Source organism: Rhodopseudomonas sp. BR0G17 (assembly GCF_010907025.1).
GTDB classification, from domain to species: domain Bacteria; phylum Pseudomonadota; class Alphaproteobacteria; order Rhizobiales; family Xanthobacteraceae; genus Rhodopseudomonas; species Rhodopseudomonas palustris_H.
The window spans coordinates 60081-79655 of sequence record NZ_QUML01000023.1; the positions used below are offsets into that span (position 1 = coordinate 60081).

At 65.9% G+C, this 19575-nt stretch carries 14 protein-coding genes; 8 read left to right on the forward strand and 6 right to left on the reverse strand.

Going from position 1 to position 19575, the window contains the following annotated elements; translation table 11 throughout:
* Positions 1 to 7: 7 nt before the first annotated feature.
* The 3 genes from DY467_RS17465 to DY467_RS17475 all read right to left on the reverse strand — a co-directional run bounded on the left by DY467_RS17465 (position 8) and on the right by DY467_RS17475 (position 6017).
* Complete coding sequence (locus tag DY467_RS17465) at positions 8 to 3592, reverse strand: error-prone DNA polymerase (protein ID WP_164637806.1); 3585 nt, start codon at positions 3590 to 3592, stop codon at positions 8 to 10.
* A gap of 153 nt (positions 3593 to 3745) precedes the next feature.
* Positions 3746 to 5344: a Y-family DNA polymerase gene (locus DY467_RS17470; RefSeq protein WP_164637808.1), complete on the reverse strand. Its 1599-nt coding sequence runs from the start codon at positions 5342 to 5344 to the stop codon at positions 3746 to 3748.
* Entirely contained in the window at positions 5232 to 6017 is a 786-nt protein-coding gene (locus DY467_RS17475; protein ID WP_164637840.1) for an ImuA family protein, read from the reverse strand. Before DY467_RS17475 ends, DY467_RS17470 begins: the two co-directional genes overlap by 113 nt.
* 167 nt (positions 6018 to 6184) lie before the next feature.
* On the opposite strand from DY467_RS17475, the gene DY467_RS17480 reads away from it, so the two are divergent.
* The 4 genes from DY467_RS17480 (at position 6185) to DY467_RS17495 (ending at position 11965) form a co-directional block, all read left to right on the forward strand.
* Positions 6185 to 7435: a putative DNA modification/repair radical SAM protein gene (locus DY467_RS17480; RefSeq protein WP_164637810.1), complete on the forward strand. Its 1251-nt coding sequence runs from the start codon at positions 6185 to 6187 to the stop codon at positions 7433 to 7435.
* A gap of 168 nt (positions 7436 to 7603) precedes the next feature.
* The gene (locus DY467_RS17485; protein ID WP_164637842.1) at positions 7604 to 9091 is read left to right on the forward strand and encodes a UdgX family uracil-DNA binding protein; all 1488 of its coding nucleotides are present in this window, start codon (positions 7604 to 7606) and stop codon (positions 9089 to 9091) included.
* Positions 9092 to 9333: 242 nt separating this feature from the next.
* The gene (locus DY467_RS17490) at positions 9334 to 10569 is read left to right on the forward strand and encodes an ABC transporter substrate-binding protein (protein ID WP_107343769.1); all 1236 of its coding nucleotides are present in this window, start codon (positions 9334 to 9336) and stop codon (positions 10567 to 10569) included.
* A 115-nt stretch (positions 10570 to 10684) separates the two neighbouring features.
* Entirely contained in the window at positions 10685 to 11965 is a 1281-nt protein-coding gene (locus DY467_RS17495; protein ID WP_164637812.1) for a glycerate kinase type-2 family protein, read from the forward strand.
* Between the two features lie 279 nt (positions 11966 to 12244).
* On the opposite strand, the gene DY467_RS17500 is transcribed toward DY467_RS17495, so the two are convergent.
* Together DY467_RS17500 and DY467_RS17505 are read right to left on the reverse strand one after the other, a co-directional pair.
* Positions 12245 to 13819 (reverse strand): adenylate/guanylate cyclase domain-containing protein, encoded by a 1575-nt coding sequence (locus DY467_RS17500; RefSeq protein WP_164637814.1) that lies wholly within the window; start codon positions 13817 to 13819, stop codon positions 12245 to 12247.
* 122 nt (positions 13820 to 13941) lie between these two features.
* Positions 13942 to 14526, reverse strand: a complete 585-nt coding sequence (locus DY467_RS17505; protein ID WP_164637844.1) for a DUF3124 domain-containing protein — start codon at positions 14524 to 14526, stop codon at positions 13942 to 13944.
* Positions 14527 to 14574: 48 nt separating this feature from the next.
* Here DY467_RS17505 and DY467_RS17510 point away from each other — a divergent pair, with 48 nt between their 5' ends.
* The 3 genes from DY467_RS17510 (at position 14575) to DY467_RS17520 (ending at position 17838) form a co-directional block, all read left to right on the forward strand.
* Complete coding sequence (locus DY467_RS17510) at positions 14575 to 16305, forward strand: cation:proton antiporter (RefSeq protein ID WP_164637816.1); 1731 nt, start codon at positions 14575 to 14577, stop codon at positions 16303 to 16305.
* A 129-nt stretch (positions 16306 to 16434) separates the two neighbouring features.
* Positions 16435 to 17481, forward strand: a complete 1047-nt coding sequence (locus DY467_RS17515) for a Y4kA family protein (protein WP_164637818.1) — start codon at positions 16435 to 16437, stop codon at positions 17479 to 17481.
* 15 nt (positions 17482 to 17496) lie between these two features.
* Positions 17497 to 17838: a hypothetical protein gene (locus tag DY467_RS17520; protein WP_164637820.1), complete on the forward strand. Its 342-nt coding sequence runs from the start codon at positions 17497 to 17499 to the stop codon at positions 17836 to 17838.
* 12 nt (positions 17839 to 17850) lie between these two features.
* On the opposite strand, the gene DY467_RS17525 is transcribed toward DY467_RS17520, so the two are convergent.
* Complete coding sequence (locus tag DY467_RS17525; RefSeq protein ID WP_164637821.1) at positions 17851 to 18366, reverse strand: MarR family winged helix-turn-helix transcriptional regulator; 516 nt, start codon at positions 18364 to 18366, stop codon at positions 17851 to 17853.
* A 165-nt stretch (positions 18367 to 18531) separates the two neighbouring features.
* Between DY467_RS17525 and DY467_RS17530 the strand changes: the two genes are divergently transcribed.
* Positions 18532 to 19572, forward strand: a complete 1041-nt coding sequence (locus tag DY467_RS17530; protein WP_164637824.1) for a branched-chain amino acid ABC transporter permease — start codon at positions 18532 to 18534, stop codon at positions 19570 to 19572.
* Positions 19573 to 19575 lie beyond the last annotated feature (3 nt).

Genomic DNA, 19575 nt, shown 5'->3' on the forward strand with positions numbered 1-19575 from the left:
CACCCCCTCAATGGAAATCCCGCGATGGCGGCAGGATGCGGACGTCGCGGGGGTGGCGATGTCGTTGGGCGGGGGCGTCGGGCGTGTCGCGGCGGTCGCCGTTGAGGGCTTCGTAGCCGCGCTTTTCGGAGGTCAGTTGCTCGTAGAGGTCGGTGCCGTCCGGTAGTGCCGGGCCGACCAGGCCTTCGGCGAGGCGGCCCATCTCATAGCTACGATCGATCAGGCGTTCGGCGACGAGATGCACCACGCCTTCGGGGCTCGCTTGCACCTTGCCCTCGACCAGTACCAGCCGTGCGCCCATCACCTCTTTGCGAAACTTCTCCATGATGGCCGGCCACACCACGATGTTGGCGATGCCGGTCTCGTCCTCGATGGTCATGAAGATCACGCCATTGGCGCTGCCCGGCCGCTGCCGCACCAGCACGACGCCGGCGCAGCGCAGCCAGCGGCCGCTGGCGCGCTGATCGGACTGCAACACCTTACTACACGTCACCACCCGCTCGGCCGCGAACAACGCACGCAAAAATTCCATCGGGTGCCCCTTCAGCGACAACCGCACCGTCTGATAATCGGCGACGACGTGCTCGGCCATCGGCATCGCCGGCAGCGGCGCGGCGCGTTCATCGTCCTGCTCGCGCGCGCTGGCGGCTTCGAACAACGGCAGCGGCACATCGTCGGGCAGCCGCCGCACCGCCCACAGCGCGGCGCGACGATCGAGCCCGAGCGAGCGGAACGCGTCGGCATCAGCGAGCAGGATCAGCGCGCGCTTCGGCAGCGCGGTGATGCGCGCAAACTGCTCCAGCGACGTGAACGCCCCCCTCGCCCGCGCCGCGACGATGCGTGCCGCCCAGTCGTCGCTCGGCGCCTCGCCGGCTTCGAGCCGCACCCGCTCCTCGTCCGGATCGGCCCAGCGAAATCCGTCGATCATGCGGAAGCCGAGCCGCACCGCGTGATGCTTGCCGCAGCGCTCCTCCAGCGTGCACTGACCTGCGCTGAACGACACATCGACCGGCCGCACCTCGACGCCATTACTTCGCGCATCGCCGACGATCTGCGCCGGCGCGTAGAATCCCATCGGCTGCGAGTTCAAGAGCGCGCAACAGAACGCGTCTGGATGAACGTGCTTGAGCCATGACGAGGCGTAGACCAACTGCGCGAAGCTCGCGGCATGACTCTCGGGAAAGCCATAAGAGCCGAAGCCCTTGATCTGCTCGAAACAGTTTTGCGCGAACGCGCGGTCGTAGCCGCGCGCCACCATGTTCTCGACCATCATCGATTCAAACTTGCCGATGGTGCCGACATTGCGGAACGTCGCCATCGCGCGGCGCAGGCCGTTGGCTTGTTCGGGCGTGAACTTCGCCGCCTCGATGGCGATGCGCATCGCCTGCTCCTGAAACAGCGGCACGCCGAGTGTCTTGTGCAGCACCTTGCGGAGTTCGTCCTTGTCGCCGTGCTGCGGCGATGGCGACGGATAGGAGACTTTCTCCTGATGATTCCGCCGGCGGAGATAAGGGTGCACCATGTCACCCTGGATCGGGCCGGGCCGCACGATCGCAACTTCGATGACGAGGTCGTAGAATATGCGCGGCTTCAGCCGCGGCAGCATGTTCATCTGCGCGCGGCTTTCGACCTGGAACACGCCGAGCGACTCGCCGCGGCACAGCATGTCGTAGACTTCCGGCACCTTTCGCGGAATGCTGGCGAGCGTCCAGCGCTCGCGCTTGTGCGCGTCGATCAGGTCGAAACATTTGCGGATGCAGGTCAGCATGCCGAGCGCCAGCACGTCGACCTTCATCATCTTCAGGGTGTCGATATCGTCCTTGTCCCACTCGATGAAGGTGCGATCCGCCATCGCGGCGTTGCCGACCGGCACGTAGCTATCCAGCCGATCCTGGGTCAGCACGTAACCGCCGACGTGCTGCGACAGATGCCGCGGAAATTCGATCAGCTCGGTGGCGAGTTCCACCGCGAGCGCGATCAGCGGATTAGCCGGATCGAGCCCGGCCTGCTTGACCTGCATGTCGTTGAGGCCCTTGCCCCAACTGCCCCACACCGTATCGGCCAGCGCGGCGGTGACGTCCTCGGTCAGCCCCAGTGCCTTGCCGACGTCGCGGATCGCCGAGCGCGGCCGATAGTGAATGACGGTAGCAACGATCGCAGCGCGGTGGCGGCCGTAGCGGCGATACACATATTGCATCACCTCCTCGCGCCGGACGTGTTCGAAATCGACGTCGATATCCGGCGGCTCCAGCCGCTCTTTGGAGATGAAGCGCTCGAACAGCAGGTCGACCTCGGTCGGGTTCACGGCGGTGACGCCGAGCACATAGCACACCGCCGAGTTCGCCGCCGAGCCGCGGCCCTGGCACAGGATGTTCTGCGAGCGGGCGAACTGCACGATGTCGTGCACCGTGAGAAAGTAGTGCGCGTAGCGCAGCTTGCGGATCAGCCGCAGCTCCTTGTGCAGCACCTTCTTGGTGCGCGGCGAAATCCCCTTGGGGAAGGCTTTATGCGCGCCGGCCCAGGTCAGATCCTCGAGATGACGCTGCGCGGTCTTGCCCGGCGGCACCGGCTCGTCGGGATATTGATATTTGAGCTGGTCGAGCGAAAAATCGATCCGCTCGGCGAAGCGCAACGTCTCGGCGATGGCATCGGGATCATGGCGGAACAGCCGCGCCATCTCGGCGGCGGGCTTGAGATGGCGCTCGGCATTGGCCTCCAGCCGGCGGCCGGCTTTGTCGATCGTGGTCTTCTCGCGTACGCAGGTCAGCACATCCTGCAGCGCCCGCCGCCGCGGGTGGTGATACAGCACGTCGTTGGTAGCGATGCATGGGACTTTCGCTGCGGCCGCGATCCGCCGCAGCCGATCGAGCCGCCGCTTGTCGTCGCCGCGATAATACGGCGTGAGACCAAGCCAGACGGCGCCGGCGTTGAGCGCGGCGAGACGCTCCAATGCGGTGGCGATCGTCTTCGTCTGGAACCGGTACGAAGGCATGACCACGAGCAGGATCTTCGAATGACGACCCGTAACCTTTCCACCGTCATGCCCGGCCTTGTGCCGGGCATCCACGTCTTGCTGACTCAATCGTAGCAAAGGCGTGGATGGCCGGGCCTCCGCCGCGCCGAAGGGGCTTCGGCCCCGCAGGCGGGACGAGCCCGGCCATGACAGCGTGGGGAACTGGTGGATGGAGGCCGAAGGTTGATTTATCGAGGCCGATGCCTCGTGAACAAACGCTTCCAAATCCCCAAACGTCAGATGACACTCGCCCTTCTCCGCGCGGAGCTTGCCGGTGCTGAGCAGGCGGCAGAGGCGGCCGTAGGCGGCGCGGTCGGTCGGATAGGCGAGAATGTCCGGCGTGCCGTCGACAAAGCACAGCCGCGCGCCGATCAGCAGCTTCGGTTTATGGACGAGGTCTTTATTGTCGAGCTCGCTATAGGCACGCACCACGCCGGCCAGCGTGTTGCGGTCGGCGATGCCGATCGCGTCGAGCCTGAGCCGGCTCGCTTCATGGACATAGTCCTGCGGATGCGAGCCGCCTTCGAGGAACGAGAAATTGGTGGTGACGCCGATCTCGGCGTAGCGCGGCACGCTCATGGGCGTCTCGATTCAAAATTCAGTCGTTAGATTCGTCATTGCGAGCGAAGCGAAGCAATCCAGCTCAGAGCACGGCGCTGGATTGCTTCGTCGCTTCTCTCCTCGCAATGACGGGAGAGGCTGGACGCATACGCACTCGCCCTCGCCTATCCCTCACGCAAATAACCCATGCATGTACCAGCGCGGCTGGCCGGTGCCGTCGGGCTGGGGTGTCACTTCGACATTGTAGAGGCCGTCGCGATATACCCAGAACCGCGCGCCGGCTTCGTCTTCGATGCGGAAGTAATCGCGGGTCAGGCCGGGCTCGGCGGCGCGCCACCATTCCATGGCGATGCGCTCCGGGCCCTCGGCGCGGACGACGCGATGAAGGACGCGGCGCCAGGTGAATTTCGCTGGCGGATCGTCCGGCGTGCCGGCCATCACGTCGATCGGCTCGGGCGGCTGGAGCAGCCGTAGCGGGCGCAGCGGCGGCTCGTCGGCGCGCTCCGGCCACGGCGCATCGCCGGCGTCAGGCGGACAATGCTGCACCGGCACGGCCAGCGCCGCGCGCTCCGGGATGTGCGTATCCTGCGGCAGATAGCGCACTACCCGCCGCGCGCCGAGCCGCGCCGCCAGCGTATCGGCCAGCAAGGCGACATCCTCGGCCTGATGCGCGGTGGTGTCGAAACCGCGCTGCGCCTCGGCGACAGACACGCTGACGCTGGCGGCGAGCCGGATCAGATCGTAACCGAACCCGGGATCGAGCGGATCGGCGAGCGCGTCGAGCTTTTCGGCGAACAGCCGCTGCACCACCTCGACCCGCGTCACCGGCTGTCCGGTTTCGACGCTGATGCTGCGCACCGCGCCATCGCTGCGGAAGAAGCTCGCGGTGAGCTGGCGCGCGCCTTTGCCGCTCCGCTCCATCGCGGCGATCAGCAGCCGCGCCAGCGCCAGCAGTGTCGGCAGAATGACCTCGGTGGTGGCAACCGGTTCGGGAAAATTCTTGTCGATCACATAGTCCGGTGCCGGCCGCCGCGGCGAGATCGGCGCGTCGTCTTCGCCGGTCGCCTGGCGCAGCACCGCGACGAAGCCTTCACCGAACCTTGCGGCGAGTTCGGTCGGCTGCCGCGCCAGCACCTCACCGACGGTCTTGAACCCGGCGCGGCGCAGGCCGCGGACGATCGTATCATCGACACCGAGGGCCGCTACCGGCAGCGGCGCCACCGCGCGCAGCTCTTCGCCCGGCGCGACGATCAGGCCGGAGCCGCCGCGGGTCAGCGCCCTCGCCGCCACCGCGGTGCCGGCGATCGCGGCACTGACCGCAAAGCCCTGCCGCGTCAGCGCCGCGGTCAGCGTGTTGAGGAGCTTCAACTCGTCGCCGAACAGATGCGCGCAACCGGTGATGTCGAGCAGCAGTCCGTCGGCACCATCGAGGGCCACCAGCGGCGTGAAGCGATCGCACCAGTCGGCGATCGCATTCAGCAGCGCCGCATCGGCATGCGGGTCATGATCGATCACATCGACCGCCGGATGCATCGCCCGCACGGTGGCGAGCGGCATTCCGGGCATCACCCCGCCGCGGCTGGCGCGCGCATCGCAGGCCACCACCACCAGCGCGTTGTCGCGCTTGGCGGCGACGACACGCGGTGGAGGCGCAGCATCAGCCGGCGAGCCGGTGCTCGCCTGCGGCGAGGCCCGTTCGACCCGATCGGTCGAAAGCCTCGGCAGCCAAAGGCCGAGGATACGCCTGCGGTTCACGGAAGCGGCACGCATCACAATTCCATTCCATGATCCAGCGGCCGGTCTGGCCGCGACGATTGCGAACAAGGGAGGTGTCGAGCACCGGGGCGCCCCAGCCTTCGATCGGCGGCGAAGGCGCCGCGCGGATAACCCAGCGGGTCTCCGCGGTCGAAGCCTGCGGCGCAGCGGCGATCCGCAGCATCAGCGCGGTGACGCCGGACTGCTGCGCCGCCAGCGTCAGTTTTCGCGAGGCGACAGAATCGAACGCGCGGGTCTCGCCCCACAGCTCGGTGATCACCGCGCCGAGCCCATTGCAGGCCAGCGCATCGGCGGCGGCACGGAGCGCGCTGTCGGCATCATGGGCGCGCACCATCACCAGGCGGCGCGGGTCGAAGCCGAGTTCGGCCAGCCCCTCCATCGCCAGTTCTCCGTTCTCGCGCGCGGAAAAATCCTGGCGGATCCACAACAGGTAGCGCGCCTCCGCGAGCAGCTGCGCCACGCCGGCGATGAAGCCGGTTGCAGCAGAGGCGTGACGGCCATCGCAGAACACTTCGTGCAGCGCGCCCTGCATCAGGCCGCCGTGCAGCACCGCATCCACATCGTCATGGCCGAGCGGCACGCGGCGCAGCGTCTCCGCCGTCCCGCTTTCGAGCCGGTCGATTTCGCCCTGCAGGCGCGCAAGCGTACCGAGGCGGGCGCTATCCATGCGCCGCTCCTTTTTCCGTTGCCGTTTTCGGATTCGATGAACCCGTTGCCGGCTCATTTGTTCATGATATGTTCTAATAAATCCCTGCTCCCGGGCGGAGTCAATCGGGATCGCACCGAGGTCTTGCGGCAAATTTTTTAGCGAGATGAATCAAGGAGATTCCAAGCATGGACGTGCAGCGCAAGCTGGCCATCCTGGCGGACGCGGCGAAATACGACGCCTCCTGCGCCTCCAGCGGGACGGAGAAACGCGACAGCCAGGGCGGCAAGGGTCTCGGCTCGACCGCACCCGGCATGGGCATCTGCCATTCTTATGCGCCGGACGGGCGCTGCATCTCGCTGCTCAAGGTGCTGCTCACCAACGCCTGCGCCTATGACTGCCTGTATTGCGTCAACCGGGCGTCGTCGAACGTGCCACGCGCCCGCTTCACTGTCGACGAGGTGGTGCAGCTCACGCTCGACTTCTATCGCCGCAACTACATCGAGGGGCTGTTTCTATCCTCAGGCATCATCCGCAGCGCCGACTATACGATGGAGCAGATCGTCGAAGTGGCGCGGCGCCTCCGGGAAGAGCATCACTTCCGCGGCTACATTCATCTGAAGACGATCCCGGAAGCCGACGATGCGCTGATCGCCAAGGCCGGCCGCTATGCGGACCGGCTCAGCATCAATATCGAGATGCCGGAGGAGAACAGCCTCGCTCAATTGGCGCCGGAGAAGAACGTCCGCGCCATCCGCCGCACCATGGGGCGGCTGCGGCTGAAGCTGGATGAAGCGACCGAGGCTAAGGCCGAGGCGCGGAAGACCCCCACCCGCGCCAAGCCGCCGCGCTTCGCACCGGCCGGCCAGAGCACGCAGATGATCGTCGGCGCCGACAGCGCCACCGACCAGACCATCCTCAACACCAGCGCCAACCTCTACGGCTCGTACAATCTGAAGCGGGTGTACTACTCGGCATTCAGCCCGATCCCGGATTCCAGCCGGGCCCTGCCGCTGCAGGCGCCACCCCTGGTGCGCGAACATCGGCTGTACCAGGCCGACTGGCTAATGCGGTTCTACGGCTTCGACGCCGGCGAAATCATCGATCCCGCCGCCGGGATGCTGTCGCTGGAGATGGATCCGAAACTGGCCTGGGCGCTGCGCCATCGCGAGCGCTTCCCGCTCGACGTCAACCGCGCCAGCCGCGAGGAATTGCTGCGCATTCCCGGCTTCGGCCGCAAGGCGGTCGACCGCATCATCGACACCCGCCGCCACAGCGCGATCCGCAGCTCGGACCTCGCCAAACTCCACATCCCAAGGAACAAGGCGCTGCCGTTCATCGTTCTCCCCGACCACCGCCCGCCGAGCACCCTGCTCGACGCCGCGCGACTGGCGGAACGGTTTCGGCCGAAGGCGCAGCAACTGGGATTTGGGTTTTAGAGGCCCGCGACCAAGTAACAACCTCCGTCATGCCCGGGCTTGTCCCGGGCATCCACGCCTTCTGTCGCGCACCGCAAGAAAGACGTGGATGGCCGGGACGAGCCCGGCCATGACGCGTTGAAGGGTAATCCTCAACTAATTGAACAAGGAGAACAAGCGATCACCACCCTGCACCGCATCCGGCTCGACAGCGACACCGATTTTGGCGGCTGGCGCAAGGCGGCGCGGGAGCTGGTGCTGGCCGACGTGGCACCGGCGGATGTCACATGGACGGTGAGCGGAGGCGAGCCGGAATTGTTCGACGCGCCGGAGCTGGCGCCGGCGGGGCCGTCTGCCGTTGAGACGTCGGAGCCGTCGATCCAGCCGGCTCTGCCGCCCTCCCCCGGGCAGACGTTCAACGTCCCCGCCCGCTTCGTCGAGCTGGCACAGATCGCCATCCTGCATCGCGATCCGCAGCGCTTTGCGTATCTGTATCAGCTGCTGTGGCGGCTGCGCGCCAATCCCGAGCTGATGCAGGTGGCGACCGATCCGGACGTGACGCGGCTGCAGGCGTTGGCCAAGGCGGTGCGGCGCGACGAGCACAAGATGCACGCCTTCGTCCGCTTCCGCGAGATCGGCCGCGAACCGAAGTCACGCTATGTCGCGTGGTTCGAGCCCGAGCACCATATCGTGGAGCTCGCTGCGCCATTCTTCGCGCGGCGCTTCGCCGACATGGAATGGTCGATCCTGACGCCCGACGTCTGCGCGCATTGGGACGGTCATGCGATTGCAATCACGCCCGGCGTCACCAAGGCGATAGCACCGTCGGAGGATCGCCTCGAAGAAACCTGGCTCACCTACTACGCCAGCATCTTCAATCCGGCGCGGCTGAAGACCAAGGCGATGCAGGCCGAGATGCCGAAGAAATATTGGCGCAATCTGCCCGAAGCGGCGCTGATCAAACCGCTGATCGAACACGCCGAGCGCAAGGCGCACGCGATGGTCGCGGCCGAGGCGACCGCGCCGAAGAAGCCGCAGCGACAGGAGCAGCCGATGACGAGAGCCAAGCCGAAGGCCGACACGCTGGCGCATCTGCGCGAGGAAGCGAAAGATTGCCGCGCCTGCGACCTGTGGAAGGACGCCACCCAGACCGTGTTCGGCGAAGGCCCGCAGCATGCCACCGTGATGCTGGTCGGCGAGCAGCCCGGCGATAAGGAAGACCTCGCCGGCAAGCCGTTCGTCGGCCCGGCCGGGCAGATGCTCGATCGCGCGCTGGCGGAAGCCGGCGTCGACCGCAGCAAGACCTATGTGACCAACGCGGTGAAGCACTTCAAATTCGTGCCGCGCGGCAAGATCCGCCTGCACCAGAAGCCGAACACGCCGGAGATCAAGGCGTGCCGGCAATGGTACGAGCGCGAACTCGCCGCGGTGCAGCCGCTGCTGGTGGTGGCGATGGGCGCGACCGCGGCGCAGAGCGTGCTCGGCAAGATCACCCCGATCACCAAGACCCGCGGCTACCTGATCGACCGCGACGACGGCCCGCAGGTGCTGGTGACGGTGCATCCGTCCTATCTGCTGCGGCTGCCCGACGCCGAAGCCAAGGAACGCGAATACGCCCGCTTCGTCGACGACCTGAAACTCGTCGCCGCGCATCTGAAGAAGGCACACGCAGCGTAGCGGGAAGGTTCCCCCGTGCGGCAGCTCGGTCGCCGCAAGTCTTCCGCCGTGCAGGCTCTCCTCGCGACATTTCCGCGCAGCACGACGATCTATTTCCACTGGACGGAATAGGCGGGAAATTTGGTAACCGTCGTAATTTCCGCGGGTTGAGCACGGCGGCCGAACCGGCTAACGCTCCGCTGCACTGTTGCACTGCAATGCAGCGCATGCGGCAAGACCAACAACAACACGCGAGGAATCCGATGTCTGCCCTGTCCCGTTCCATCGCCGCCGTCGCGGCCGTCGCGCTGCTGTCCGCCACCGGCGGGCAAGCACTGGCGCAAAAGAAATACGGCCCCGGTGCGAGCGACACCGAAGTCAAGATCGGCAACATCGTGCCGTATTCCGGCCCCGCCTCGGCCTATGGCAGCGTCGGCCGGGCGCAGGAAGCCTATTTCAAGATGATCAACGACAAGGGCGGCATCAACGGCCGCAAGATCGTCTACGTGTCCTATGACGACGCCTATTCGCCGCCGAAGGCCGTCGAGCAGACCCGCAAGCTGGTCGAGAGCGACGAAGTGCTGTTCATGTTCTCGCCGCTCGGCACGCCGTCGAACACCGCGATCCAGAAGTATCTGAACGCCAAGAAGGTGCCGCATCTGTTCCTGGCGTCGGGCGCCACCAAGTGGAACGATCCGAAGCACTTCCCGTGGACGATGGGCTGGCTGCCGAGCTACCAGAGCGAAGGCCGGATCTACGCCAAGTACATCTTGAAGGAGAAGCCGGACGCCAAGATCGCCGTGCTGTATCAGGGCGACGACTTCGGCAAGGACTACCTGAAGGGCCTCAAGGACGGTCTCGGCGCCAAGGCGTCGCAGGTCGTGATCGAGGACAGCTACGAGCTGACCGAGCCGACCGTCGACTCCCACATCGTCAAGATCAAGGCCGCCAATCCGGACGTGCTGGTGATCTTCGCGACGCCGAAATTCGCCGCGCAGACCATCAAGAAGGTTGCCGAGCTGGCCTGGAAGCCGATGATGATTGTGCCGAACGTGTCGGCCTCGACCGGCAGCGTGATGAAGCCGGCCGGCTTTGAAAACGCGCAGGGCATCGTCTCGGCCGCCTACGCCAAGGACGCCACCGACAAGCAGTGGGAAAACGACCCAGGCATGAAGGCGTATTACGAATTCATGGCCAAGTACGCGCCGGACGCCAGCCGCGCCGACTCCTCGTTCACCACCGGCTACAACATCGCCGAGACCGTTGCGGTGCTGATCAAGCAGTGCGGCGACGACCTCAGCCGTGAAAACGTGATGAAGCAGGCGGCGAACCTGAAGGGCGTGCAGCTCGGCGGCCTGCTGCCGGGCGTGACGCTGAACACCTCGCCGACCGACTTCGCGCCGATCGAGCAGCTGCAGATGATGCGGTTCGAAGGCGAGAACTGGAAGCTGTTCGGCGACGTGATCGAAGGCGAAGTCGCTGCGCCCAGCGGCGGCTAGTTCGCCCTCCTGCTCGCCTCGACGAACCAGCCCTCCGCGATCACCGCGGAGGGCTTTTTCATTCATCGCGCGCGCCGTCTTGCCGCCCCGCAGTGCGCCTGCCACAACTGGCGGCATGACCGATCGTCGCCCCCTGCTCCGCGCCATCTTCGATGCGGCCGTTGCCGCCGCGCATCCCGACCGCATTCTCGCCGCCGAGCTGCCGCCGGCGCCGCGCGGACGGATCATCTGCCTCGCGGCCGGCAAAGGCGCCGCCGCGATGGCCGCCGCCGCCGAGCGGCACTACCTTGACACGTTGGGTCTGGAACCGTCGCGGCTGGTCGGCATCGCCACCACGCGCCATGGCCACCGTGTTCCGACACGTGCCATCGAGGTGATCGAAGCCGGCCATCCGATGCCGGATGCCGCCGGCGTGCGGGGCGCCGAAGCCAGCCTCGACCTCGCCGCCACTGCGGCGCCGGACGACCTGTTGCTCGTGCTGCTATCCGGCGGCGGCTCGGCCAATTGGATCGCGCCGACCGAGAGCGTGACGCTGGCGCAGAAGCAGCAGGCGACCCGGGCGCTGCTGCGCTCCGGCGCACCGATCGGCGAGGTCAACACGGTGCGCAAACATCTGTCGCGGATCAAAGGCGGCCGCCTCGCCCGCGCTGGTCAGCATGCCGGGCAGATCGTGACGCTGGCGATCTCGGACGTGCCGCGCGACGAGCCGTCCGCGATCGCGTCGGGCCCGACCGTACCGGATCCGACCACGCTGGCCGATGCCCGCGCGCTGGTGGCCCGCTATGATCTGCAGCTCGATCCGGCGGTCGCCGCCGCACTGAACGATCAGCGCAACGAGAGCGTCAAGGCCGGCGATGCCGCGTTCGCACGCGCGCGGTTCGAGATCATCGCGCGGCCGCGGCAGTCGCTCGATGCGGCCATCCGAGTTGCGCGCAACGCCGGCTATGAGGTCACCGATCTCGGCGCCGATCTCGAAGGCGAAGCCCGCGAGGTTGCCGCCGCGCACGCCCAGCTCGCGCGCGAAGCGCGGGCTGCGGGGCGCAAACTGGCGATCCTGTCCGGCGGCGAATTGACGGTGACGGTGCGCGGCCAGGGCCGCGGCGGCCCCAACCAGGAATACGCGCTGGCGCTGGCGCAGCAGCTGTCCGACCTGCCCGACATCGCCGCACTCGCGGCCGACACCGACGGCGCCGACGGCGGCGCCGGCAACGCCGACGATCCCGCCGGCGCCCTGATCGACGCGGCAACCTTCGCGCAGATCGCCGCGCGGCGGCTCGACCCCGCCGCCTATCTGACTGACAACGACGCCACCGGCTTCTTCGCGCAGACCGGCGACCTGCTGATCACCGGCCCGACACTCACCAACGTCAACGATATCCGGGTGATCTTAGTTTAGTTCATCCCCTCTCCGTCGTTGCGAGCGAAGCGAAGCAATCCAGGAGTTCCGGACCTTGAGCTCTCCGTGCCTTGAGCTCCTGGATTGCTTCGTCGCTTCGCTCCTCGCAATGACGCACGAGAGGCCGCAGCTAACAATCGCCGTCATGCGCGGGCTTGCGCCGCCTGCGGCGCCATGGCCACTCCGGCGCGGCGAAGGCCGACGCATTCATCCTTATCAAGGAAGATGGATCACCGGATCAAGTCCGGCGATGACGGCCTTTGTTGTGGATCGATCCTGCTACTCCGCCGCCTTCGGCTGACGGCGGTCGAGCGAGGACAGCGCTTGGAGCAGCACTGAGCGAACACGCTCACTATCGTTTGCGGCGACGGCTGCAGTGTCGAGGTGGAAGTCGAATCCCGGCATTTTCTCGATCACCACCGCAGATGCCTCGCTGCCGTCACGCAGGTGATCGATGGCGTATGGCACCACCTCACGGCTGATGCCCTTCATGGTGATCGAAGGCAGCGCCCGGGCGTCGATGATGTCGCTGACCAGCGCATAGGTTTCGTACGACACCACGATTCCGCCAGGCTCGGCGATCGATTGCAGCCGCGCGGCGAGGTTCGCCTCGGCGCCGATGATGGTGTAGTCCATCCGGTCGGCGCTGCCGAAATTGCCGACGTTGCAATAGCCGGCATTGATCCCGATCCGCGACCGGAACGGCTGCTCGATCCCAGCCGCGCGCCATTTGGCGTTGAGTTCGGATAGCCGGCGCTGCATCGCCCAGGCCATCCGCACGCAGGCCTGCGCGTCGGCACGGTCGCCCTTGGTCTCCGGATCGCCGAAGAAGATCAGCATCGCATCACCGATAAACTTGTCGATCGTGCCGCCGTAGCGATGCGCGATCTCCGACATCTCGGTGAAGTACTCGTTGAGAAGCTGGGTGATCAGCTCCGGCTGCAGCCGCTCGGTGGTGGCGGTGAAATTCTGGATGTCGGAGAAGAAGATCGTCAGCTTCTTGCGCTCGGTGTGGATGACGACGTCCTTCTGGCCGGAAAAGATGCTCTTGTAGATCTGCGGCGGGATGTAGCGCGAGATCTTCATCGACAGCGAAGCCAGAAAGTCGTTGTTGGTCTCCAGCTCGTGGTTCATCGCCAGGATCTTCTGCGACTGCCGGCGCTGCATCGTCAGGAACGATACGCCGCACACCGCCGCCAGCACGAAGTACGCCAGCAGGAACTTGAACGAGAACAGATTGGCGGCGATCGGCTGGGTGATCATCACCTCCTGGATGCCGCGGACGTCGCCGACCTTCCAATCCCGCTTCGGGCTTTCAGGATGGCTGTTGTGGCAGGCGACGCAGGCCGGCGCCATCGTCACCGGCGACACCAGCCGGACGCTGTCGCTGAACAGCCCAGCAGAGGCCGACACGATGTTCTCGCTCGAATCCTTGCGCAGCGCCGCCAGCGCATCCCGCTCGAAGGCGTCGAGCTGATGCGGCGCACGATTGGCGAACGGATAATCCGAGACGAACCGATAGGTGATGTTGCTCTGCTGCTCGCCGATCACCTTGCCGAGCTCGAGCGACAGCGTGGCCGGGATCGGGATCGCGCCGGGCACATTCTCGTAGTCGTGGATCACCTGGACCTGCCCGGAATGGGACAGGATGCGCCCGACCACATTGGCAGCGTAGTAGTGACGGACGCTCTTGATCACCGAATTCAGATCGGACGCCTGCCGGCGCAGCGCTGCATCGGCAAGGTTGGTGAGATCGAGCCACACCGCCAGCGGCAGGCCGAGCAACAGCACCGCGATCGCAAGGCCGGTCCACCATCCACGGGCGCGCAGATCGTCCGTCTCGGATTTGTCCATGACGCCCTGCCCTGGTTGCCGCGATAGCCGGGAACCTAGCGCGTAGGCGGTATAAAGAGAAGCGTCCGGGTGCAGGGCTACCGGTTAGAGATATCGCGTGGCTACCCCATAGCAGTCCCGGCTCAGCGGCCGGAGGAGGTGCGGATCGGCCGGCCCTGCGAGATGAACGCGTAATGGCCGTTGGCGAAGGTCCCGATCATCAGCGCTTCGGTGACCGGCTCGGCGATCTCGCCGGCCGCGGCCCAGTCGATCACAAAATTGGCGCCGGTTCCGCCGCGGGTGTCGAGCGTCGCGACGAACGCCTCGATAGTGGCAAACGGCTTCAGCGCCACCGGCTCCTTGAGATGACTCTCCACCATTTTACCGGCGCCGTCGTAATAGGCGATCCGCTTGATCACCAGCGGCTTGGTCTCGGAGGCGTTGTGGATGCTCAGCGTCACCGAAAAATCCGCCCGCGCCCCACCCTGGTTGATCCAGACGCTGGAATAGGCCGGCACATAGATCGAGCCGCCGATGGTCAAGGGTTCGCTCGGCAGCGCGGTCAGCGAGCCCGCGAACGTCTTGGCGATGTCGCGCGGGGTAGGTGATTGAGCCAAAGCCGGTGCGCCAGCCGACAGAATCAGGCATGTCAGGCAGAGAATCACGAGCGCGCCGGAGCGGTGGCGTCTCGTTCCGCGAGCCCGGCTCCCGATGCGTTGTCTCAGCATGGCTGTCCCTCTAGTGTTCGCGCCAAGGCATTCCACGGCGGAAGGTGCATGCACGAACTGATTGGCGATATCACGCTGAGCATCCTGTTCGCCTGGCTGCTCGGCTTGGCGGCGCATTTTTTCCGTCAGCCGCTGATCCTCGCCTACCTTATCGGCGGTTTCGTCATCGGTCCATTCGGCCTTGGCTGGGTGAAATCCGAGAACTCGATCTCGGTGATCTCCGAGCTCGGGCTGATCTTCATGCTGTTCATGATCGGTCTCGAGATCGATCTGAAGAAGATCATCCGCGCAGGCCCCGTGATCCTGGTCGCGGCCGGCGGACAGATCGCCGGCGGGGTGCTGCTCGGCCTCGCGTTCTTCGTCGGCATCGGGCTCAGCCTCGGCGGCGGCCATTTCGACGCGCTGTACCTGACGGTGGCGTGCGCGCTGTCGTCGACGGTGATCATCGTCAAGGTGCTGTACGAGAAGCGTGAGCTCGACACCCTGCCCGGCCGCATCACGCTCGGCATCCTGGTGCTGCAGGACATCTTCGCGATCCTATTCCTGGCGGTGCAGCCAAGTCTCGCCGACCTGCAGATCTCGGTGCTGCTGCTGTCGATCGCGCGGGTCGTCGCGCTGGTCGCGACTGCGCTGGCGCTGTCGCGCTACGTGCTGCCCTGGCTGTTTCACCGCATCGCGCGCACGCCCGAACTGGTGCTGCTCGGCGCATTGGCTTGGTGCTTCCTGATCGGCGAAATCGCCGAGCGGCTGCATCTGTCGCGCGAGATGGGCGCGCTGGTCGCCGGCGTGTCGCTGTCAACCTTCCCCTACGCGCTCGACGTCACCGCCAAGGTGACGACGCTGCGGGACTTCTTCATCACACTGTTCTTCGTCGCGCTCGGCATGACGATCCCGATCCCGAACGGCTCGGTGATCGGGCTGGCGCTGGCAATTGCGGTGTTCACGCTGGCAAGCCGGCTGCTCACCACCTTCCTGCCGCTGTATCTGATGAAGCAGGGCCTGCGCGCCAGCCTGCTGCCGGCGCTGAACCTCGCGCAGATCAGTGAATTCTCGCTGGTGGTGATCCAGACCGGCGTCGCCGCCGGCCACATCGGCACCCAGACCGCGAGCGCGGCGTCGTTCGCCTTCGTGCTCCTGGCGGTGCTGTCGACCTTCGTGATCATGCGCAGCGATCCGATCACCCGCCGCGCGATCGGGACGCTGACCAAATTCGGCTTCCGCGATCTCGGCCAGCAGCAGAGCGGCGCCGAAGCCGCCGCAGAGGCCGGCCACGGCGCGGTGCATCGCATCGTCATCCTCGGCTTCTTCCGCGCCGCCAGCGCGCTGGTCAGCGAGATCGAGCAGCATACGCCAGAGCTGCTGAAGCAGATCAGCGTGATCGACTTCAACCCGATGGTGTACCGCACCCTCACCGAGCGCGGGATGCACGTGATCTACGGCGACATCAGCAATGTCGACACGCTGCTGCATGCAGGTGTCGCCAAGGCCGAGATCATCATTCTCAGCGTGCCGGACTCGCTGCTGAAGGGCGCCACCAACGAGCGGCTGGTGCGCCACGTCCGCGCGCTCAATCCCAACGCGCAGATCGTCGCCACCGCCGATCTGCTGGCCGATGTCGACGCGATGTATCAGGCGGGCGCGGACTACGTCACCGTCACCCGGCTCGCCGATGCCCGTGAGCTGTACGAGGTGATCGAAGCCGCCGATAACGGCCTGCTGTCCGACAAGCGCGCCGCCCTCGACGCCCGCCTCGCCGAACGCCGGGAAGTACTCCCGTAACGCTATCGCCCGGGTGAATTCGCCTCATAGTTGCACCGAAACAACAGACACGGCACAGCGCCGGCGTATAGTCGGCGCGTATTTCGGTTTGCCGTTTGTCGTTGTTCGAGTGATTGCCCGAGGCACGCGATGTGGAAGAGCATCGTTTCGGCTGCCATCGCATTGCTGGTGCTGACCGGGTGCGCGATCCACCCGCTGCCGGAGGATTTCTCCGGCGTCGATACGCCCGACATCGTCAAGCGCATCCGCTGCGAAACCCGCGACGCGGTTCAGACGGTGGTGATCGCGTGGGTCGACAAGCTCGCCCAGAGCGGCGATCCGATCGCCCAGCAGCTCAGCGCCACCTACGCCCAGAACCGCGAGGCGACTAGCAAGTTCGGTCCCGAGCTGTTTCCCGGCCGCGCCTACGACAAGGTCAGGACGCTGATCCGGACGTTCTACAGAACCGGCGTCGCGTATAATTTCGATCTCAACATCACCGAAGACAACGACCTGACCTCGCAGGCGAACCTATTGCGGGTGCTGCCCGAGCACGTGTTCAGGCTGAATGTCGGCGCCGGCGCGCTGCGCAAGCGCAGCAACCAGCGTACCTTCACGGTGACCGACACCTTCGAATATCTGCTCAAGACGCTGAACGATCCCTCGCGTGGTAGCTACTGCAACGGCCAGATCGTCGCGGCGAACTACATCTATCCGATCACCGGCCGGATCGGCGTCGACAAGCTGGTCAAGGATTTCATCGAGCTGACGCTGTTCGGCAACCTCGCCGGCAGCAACAACGGCGCGGTGCCGGCGATGACCGACAAGCTGGTGTTCACCACCACGCTGAACGCCAGTGCCACGCCAAGCGTGGTTTTTACGCGCGTCACCACCGCGTTAGATCTCGCCGACGCGCAATTGACGGCTAGCGCCAAGCGCAGCGACGTGCATCAGGTCGCGATTGCGCTAGCACTTGCGGGCAACGAGGCCGCCGATCTCGCCACGATGCGGACCTATCTGTTCACCGCGCCGCGCGGCGGCGGCCCTCCGACCGCTGCCGTGCGCAAGACCGGCGGATCACAAACCCTGTATGTCGGCGACCGCGTGACCGGCGGCGGTACGCCGTCCGAAGTCCTCGCCGTGATCGCAATCGATCAGATGAAGCGTCGTGAGCTGCAACTGTACCCTGCCCAATGATCAAGGGGGACGATGATGGCGACCACACCGGCGAAGTCGAAGGCCAAGAAAACGTCTGCGGCGAAACCGGCCGCCAAGAAGCAAGCGGCCGGACCATTCACCCGCTACGTGTCGCCGGCCGCGGTGGTCGTGCGGTTCTGCCGCTCGCTGACGCCTGAGGAAGCCGACGACTTCATCGCGCGCGCCGAACGCGCCGAAGCCGTCGTGACCCTAAAGGCGACCTCGGTCGCCTTCGTCGACCGCTTCCTGGTGGCGAAGCGAAAGCGCGCGGCGATCGAGCTCAACTCGATCACCGCCTCGGTCCAGGAGGTCGATCCCTGCCCGGGGAACGACAAACGTTGCTTCAAAAAGAGCTGATCGCCGGCGCGTTTAAAACTCGCGCGCGATGGTGGCGAGCATCGACAGCAAAGCGTCGCGATTGTCGCGGCCGAGCAGTTCGGTCAGCCGGTCTTCGTGGCGGGTCGCCACCAGCTTCTTGGCGCGCGCCAGCGTGGCTCGGCCCTTGTCGGTGAGCATCAGAATGTGCGAGCGGCGATCGCTCGGCGATCGGGTGCGGACGCATAGGCCGCGGCTTTCCAGCGCATCGAGCATCGCCACGAAATTCGGCCGCAGGATGCCGAGCGTGGTGGCGATCTCGGTCTGATTGCGGCCGGGATTGGCGTCGAGCAGCAACAGCACCGAGAACTGCGCCGGAGTGAGCTGCACCGGGGCGACGCAATGCAGGAAGTCTTCGAACACGCGGAGCTGGGCGCGCTTCAGCGCGTAGCCGAGCAGCTCCGACAGTTCGCCCATCATCAGCTCGGAGGCCTCGGCGGCACTCTCGACCGGCGGCTCCTTGCGCGCGCCTCGTACCGGCTTGGCGACGGCGGTTTTCGATGCGGGCATCGCCGGGCTCGTGATCCTGTTCGCTAAGGTCCCCGCGAACGCCTCGCGGGGCCTTGAGCTTATAATCGATAATTGTTATGCACCATATCAAATAGCCTGAGCAGAATTCAACTGCCGGCGGATGGAGGCGCGCAACGACGTGCCTTCGCGGGAGGGGACGTTCGCGTGAACACCACGATTCTGTTGTTCCTGGTTCAGGACGGTATCACCAACGGCGCGATCTACGCACTGCTCGGGCTGGCGCTGGTGCTGGTCTTTGCCGTCACCCGGGTGATCCTGATTCCCCAGGGCGAATTCATCACATTCGGAGCTCTGACCTACGCGACGCTGTCGGCCGGCGGCGTCCCCGGCACCGCACAACTGGCGCTGGTGATGGGGCTGGTCGCGTTCGGCTTCGAGCTGTTCAGCGCCCGCAAGTCGCTGCATCTCGCCAAGGTGGCGCGCGCGGCGCTGATCTATATCGCCTTCCCGGCAGTTGTGCTGGCGCTGGCGACGTGGCTGCCGGCGCATAAGCCGGGCGTCGCCATCAACATCGCGCTGTCGCTGCTGATCGTCGCCGCGATCGGGCTGTTTCTGTATCGCATCGCCTTCCAGCCGCTGGCCCACACTTCGGTGCTGGTGCTGCTGATCGCCTCGGTCGGCTGCCATCTGGCGCTGCAAGGCTTCGGCCTGGTGTTCTTCGGTGCCGAAGGTCTGCGCGGCCCACCGCTGTCCGACGTGACGCTGAGCGCGGGCCCGCTGATCTTCACCGGCCAGAGCCTGGCCGTATACGGCATCACCCTGGCGCTGATGGCGGCACTGTGGCTGTTCTTCGGCTACACCCGCTACGGCAAGGCGCTGCGCGCAACCGCGGTCAACCGGCTCGGCGCCCGGCTGGTCGGCATCCGCACTTCGCTCTCCGGCCAGATCGCGTTTCTGCTCGCCTCGGTGATCGGCGCGATCTCCGGCATCCTGATCGTGCCGATCACCACGCTCTATTACGACACCGGCTTCCTGATCGGCCTCAAGGGCTTCGTCGCCGCGATCATCGGCGGCCTGGTCAGCTATCCGCTCACCGCCGTCGCAGCGATCGTGGTCGGCATCGTCGAGTCCTTCTCCTCGTTCTACGCCTCGAACTACAAGGAGGTCATCGTCTTCACGCTGATCCTGCCGGTGCTGGTGCTGCGCTCGCTTGCCGCGCCCGCGGTCGAAGAAGAGAAGGACTGAGCG

Bases quoted from the DNA above. Each gene is read 5' to 3' on its own strand.
- DY467_RS17515 (WP_164637818.1), top strand. From the start codon at position 16,435: ATGTGGAAGAGCATCGTTTCGGCTGCCATCGCATTGCTGGTGCTGACC.
- DY467_RS17470 (WP_164637808.1), bottom strand. From the start codon at position 5,344: ATGCGTGCCGCTTCCGTGAACCGCAGGCGTATCCTCGGCCTTTGGCTG.
- DY467_RS17500 (WP_164637814.1), bottom strand. From the start codon at position 13,819: ATGGACAAATCCGAGACGGACGATCTGCGCGCCCGTGGATGGTGGACC.
- DY467_RS17465 (WP_164637806.1), bottom strand. From the start codon at position 3,592: ATGAGCGTGCCGCGCTACGCCGAGATCGGCGTCACCACCAATTTCTCG.
- DY467_RS17490 (WP_107343769.1), top strand. From the start codon at position 9,334: ATGTCTGCCCTGTCCCGTTCCATCGCCGCCGTCGCGGCCGTCGCGCTG.
- DY467_RS17510 (WP_164637816.1), top strand. From the start codon at position 14,575: ATGCACGAACTGATTGGCGATATCACGCTGAGCATCCTGTTCGCCTGG.
- DY467_RS17480 (WP_164637810.1), top strand. From the start codon at position 6,185: ATGGACGTGCAGCGCAAGCTGGCCATCCTGGCGGACGCGGCGAAATAC.
- DY467_RS17520 (WP_164637820.1), top strand. From the start codon at position 17,497: ATGGCGACCACACCGGCGAAGTCGAAGGCCAAGAAAACGTCTGCGGCG.
- DY467_RS17495 (WP_164637812.1), top strand. From the start codon at position 10,685: ATGACCGATCGTCGCCCCCTGCTCCGCGCCATCTTCGATGCGGCCGTT.
- DY467_RS17505 (WP_164637844.1), bottom strand. From the start codon at position 14,526: ATGCTGAGACAACGCATCGGGAGCCGGGCTCGCGGAACGAGACGCCAC.
- DY467_RS17525 (WP_164637821.1), bottom strand. From the start codon at position 18,366: ATGCCCGCATCGAAAACCGCCGTCGCCAAGCCGGTACGAGGCGCGCGC.
- DY467_RS17475 (WP_164637840.1), bottom strand. From the start codon at position 6,017: ATGGATAGCGCCCGCCTCGGTACGCTTGCGCGCCTGCAGGGCGAAATC.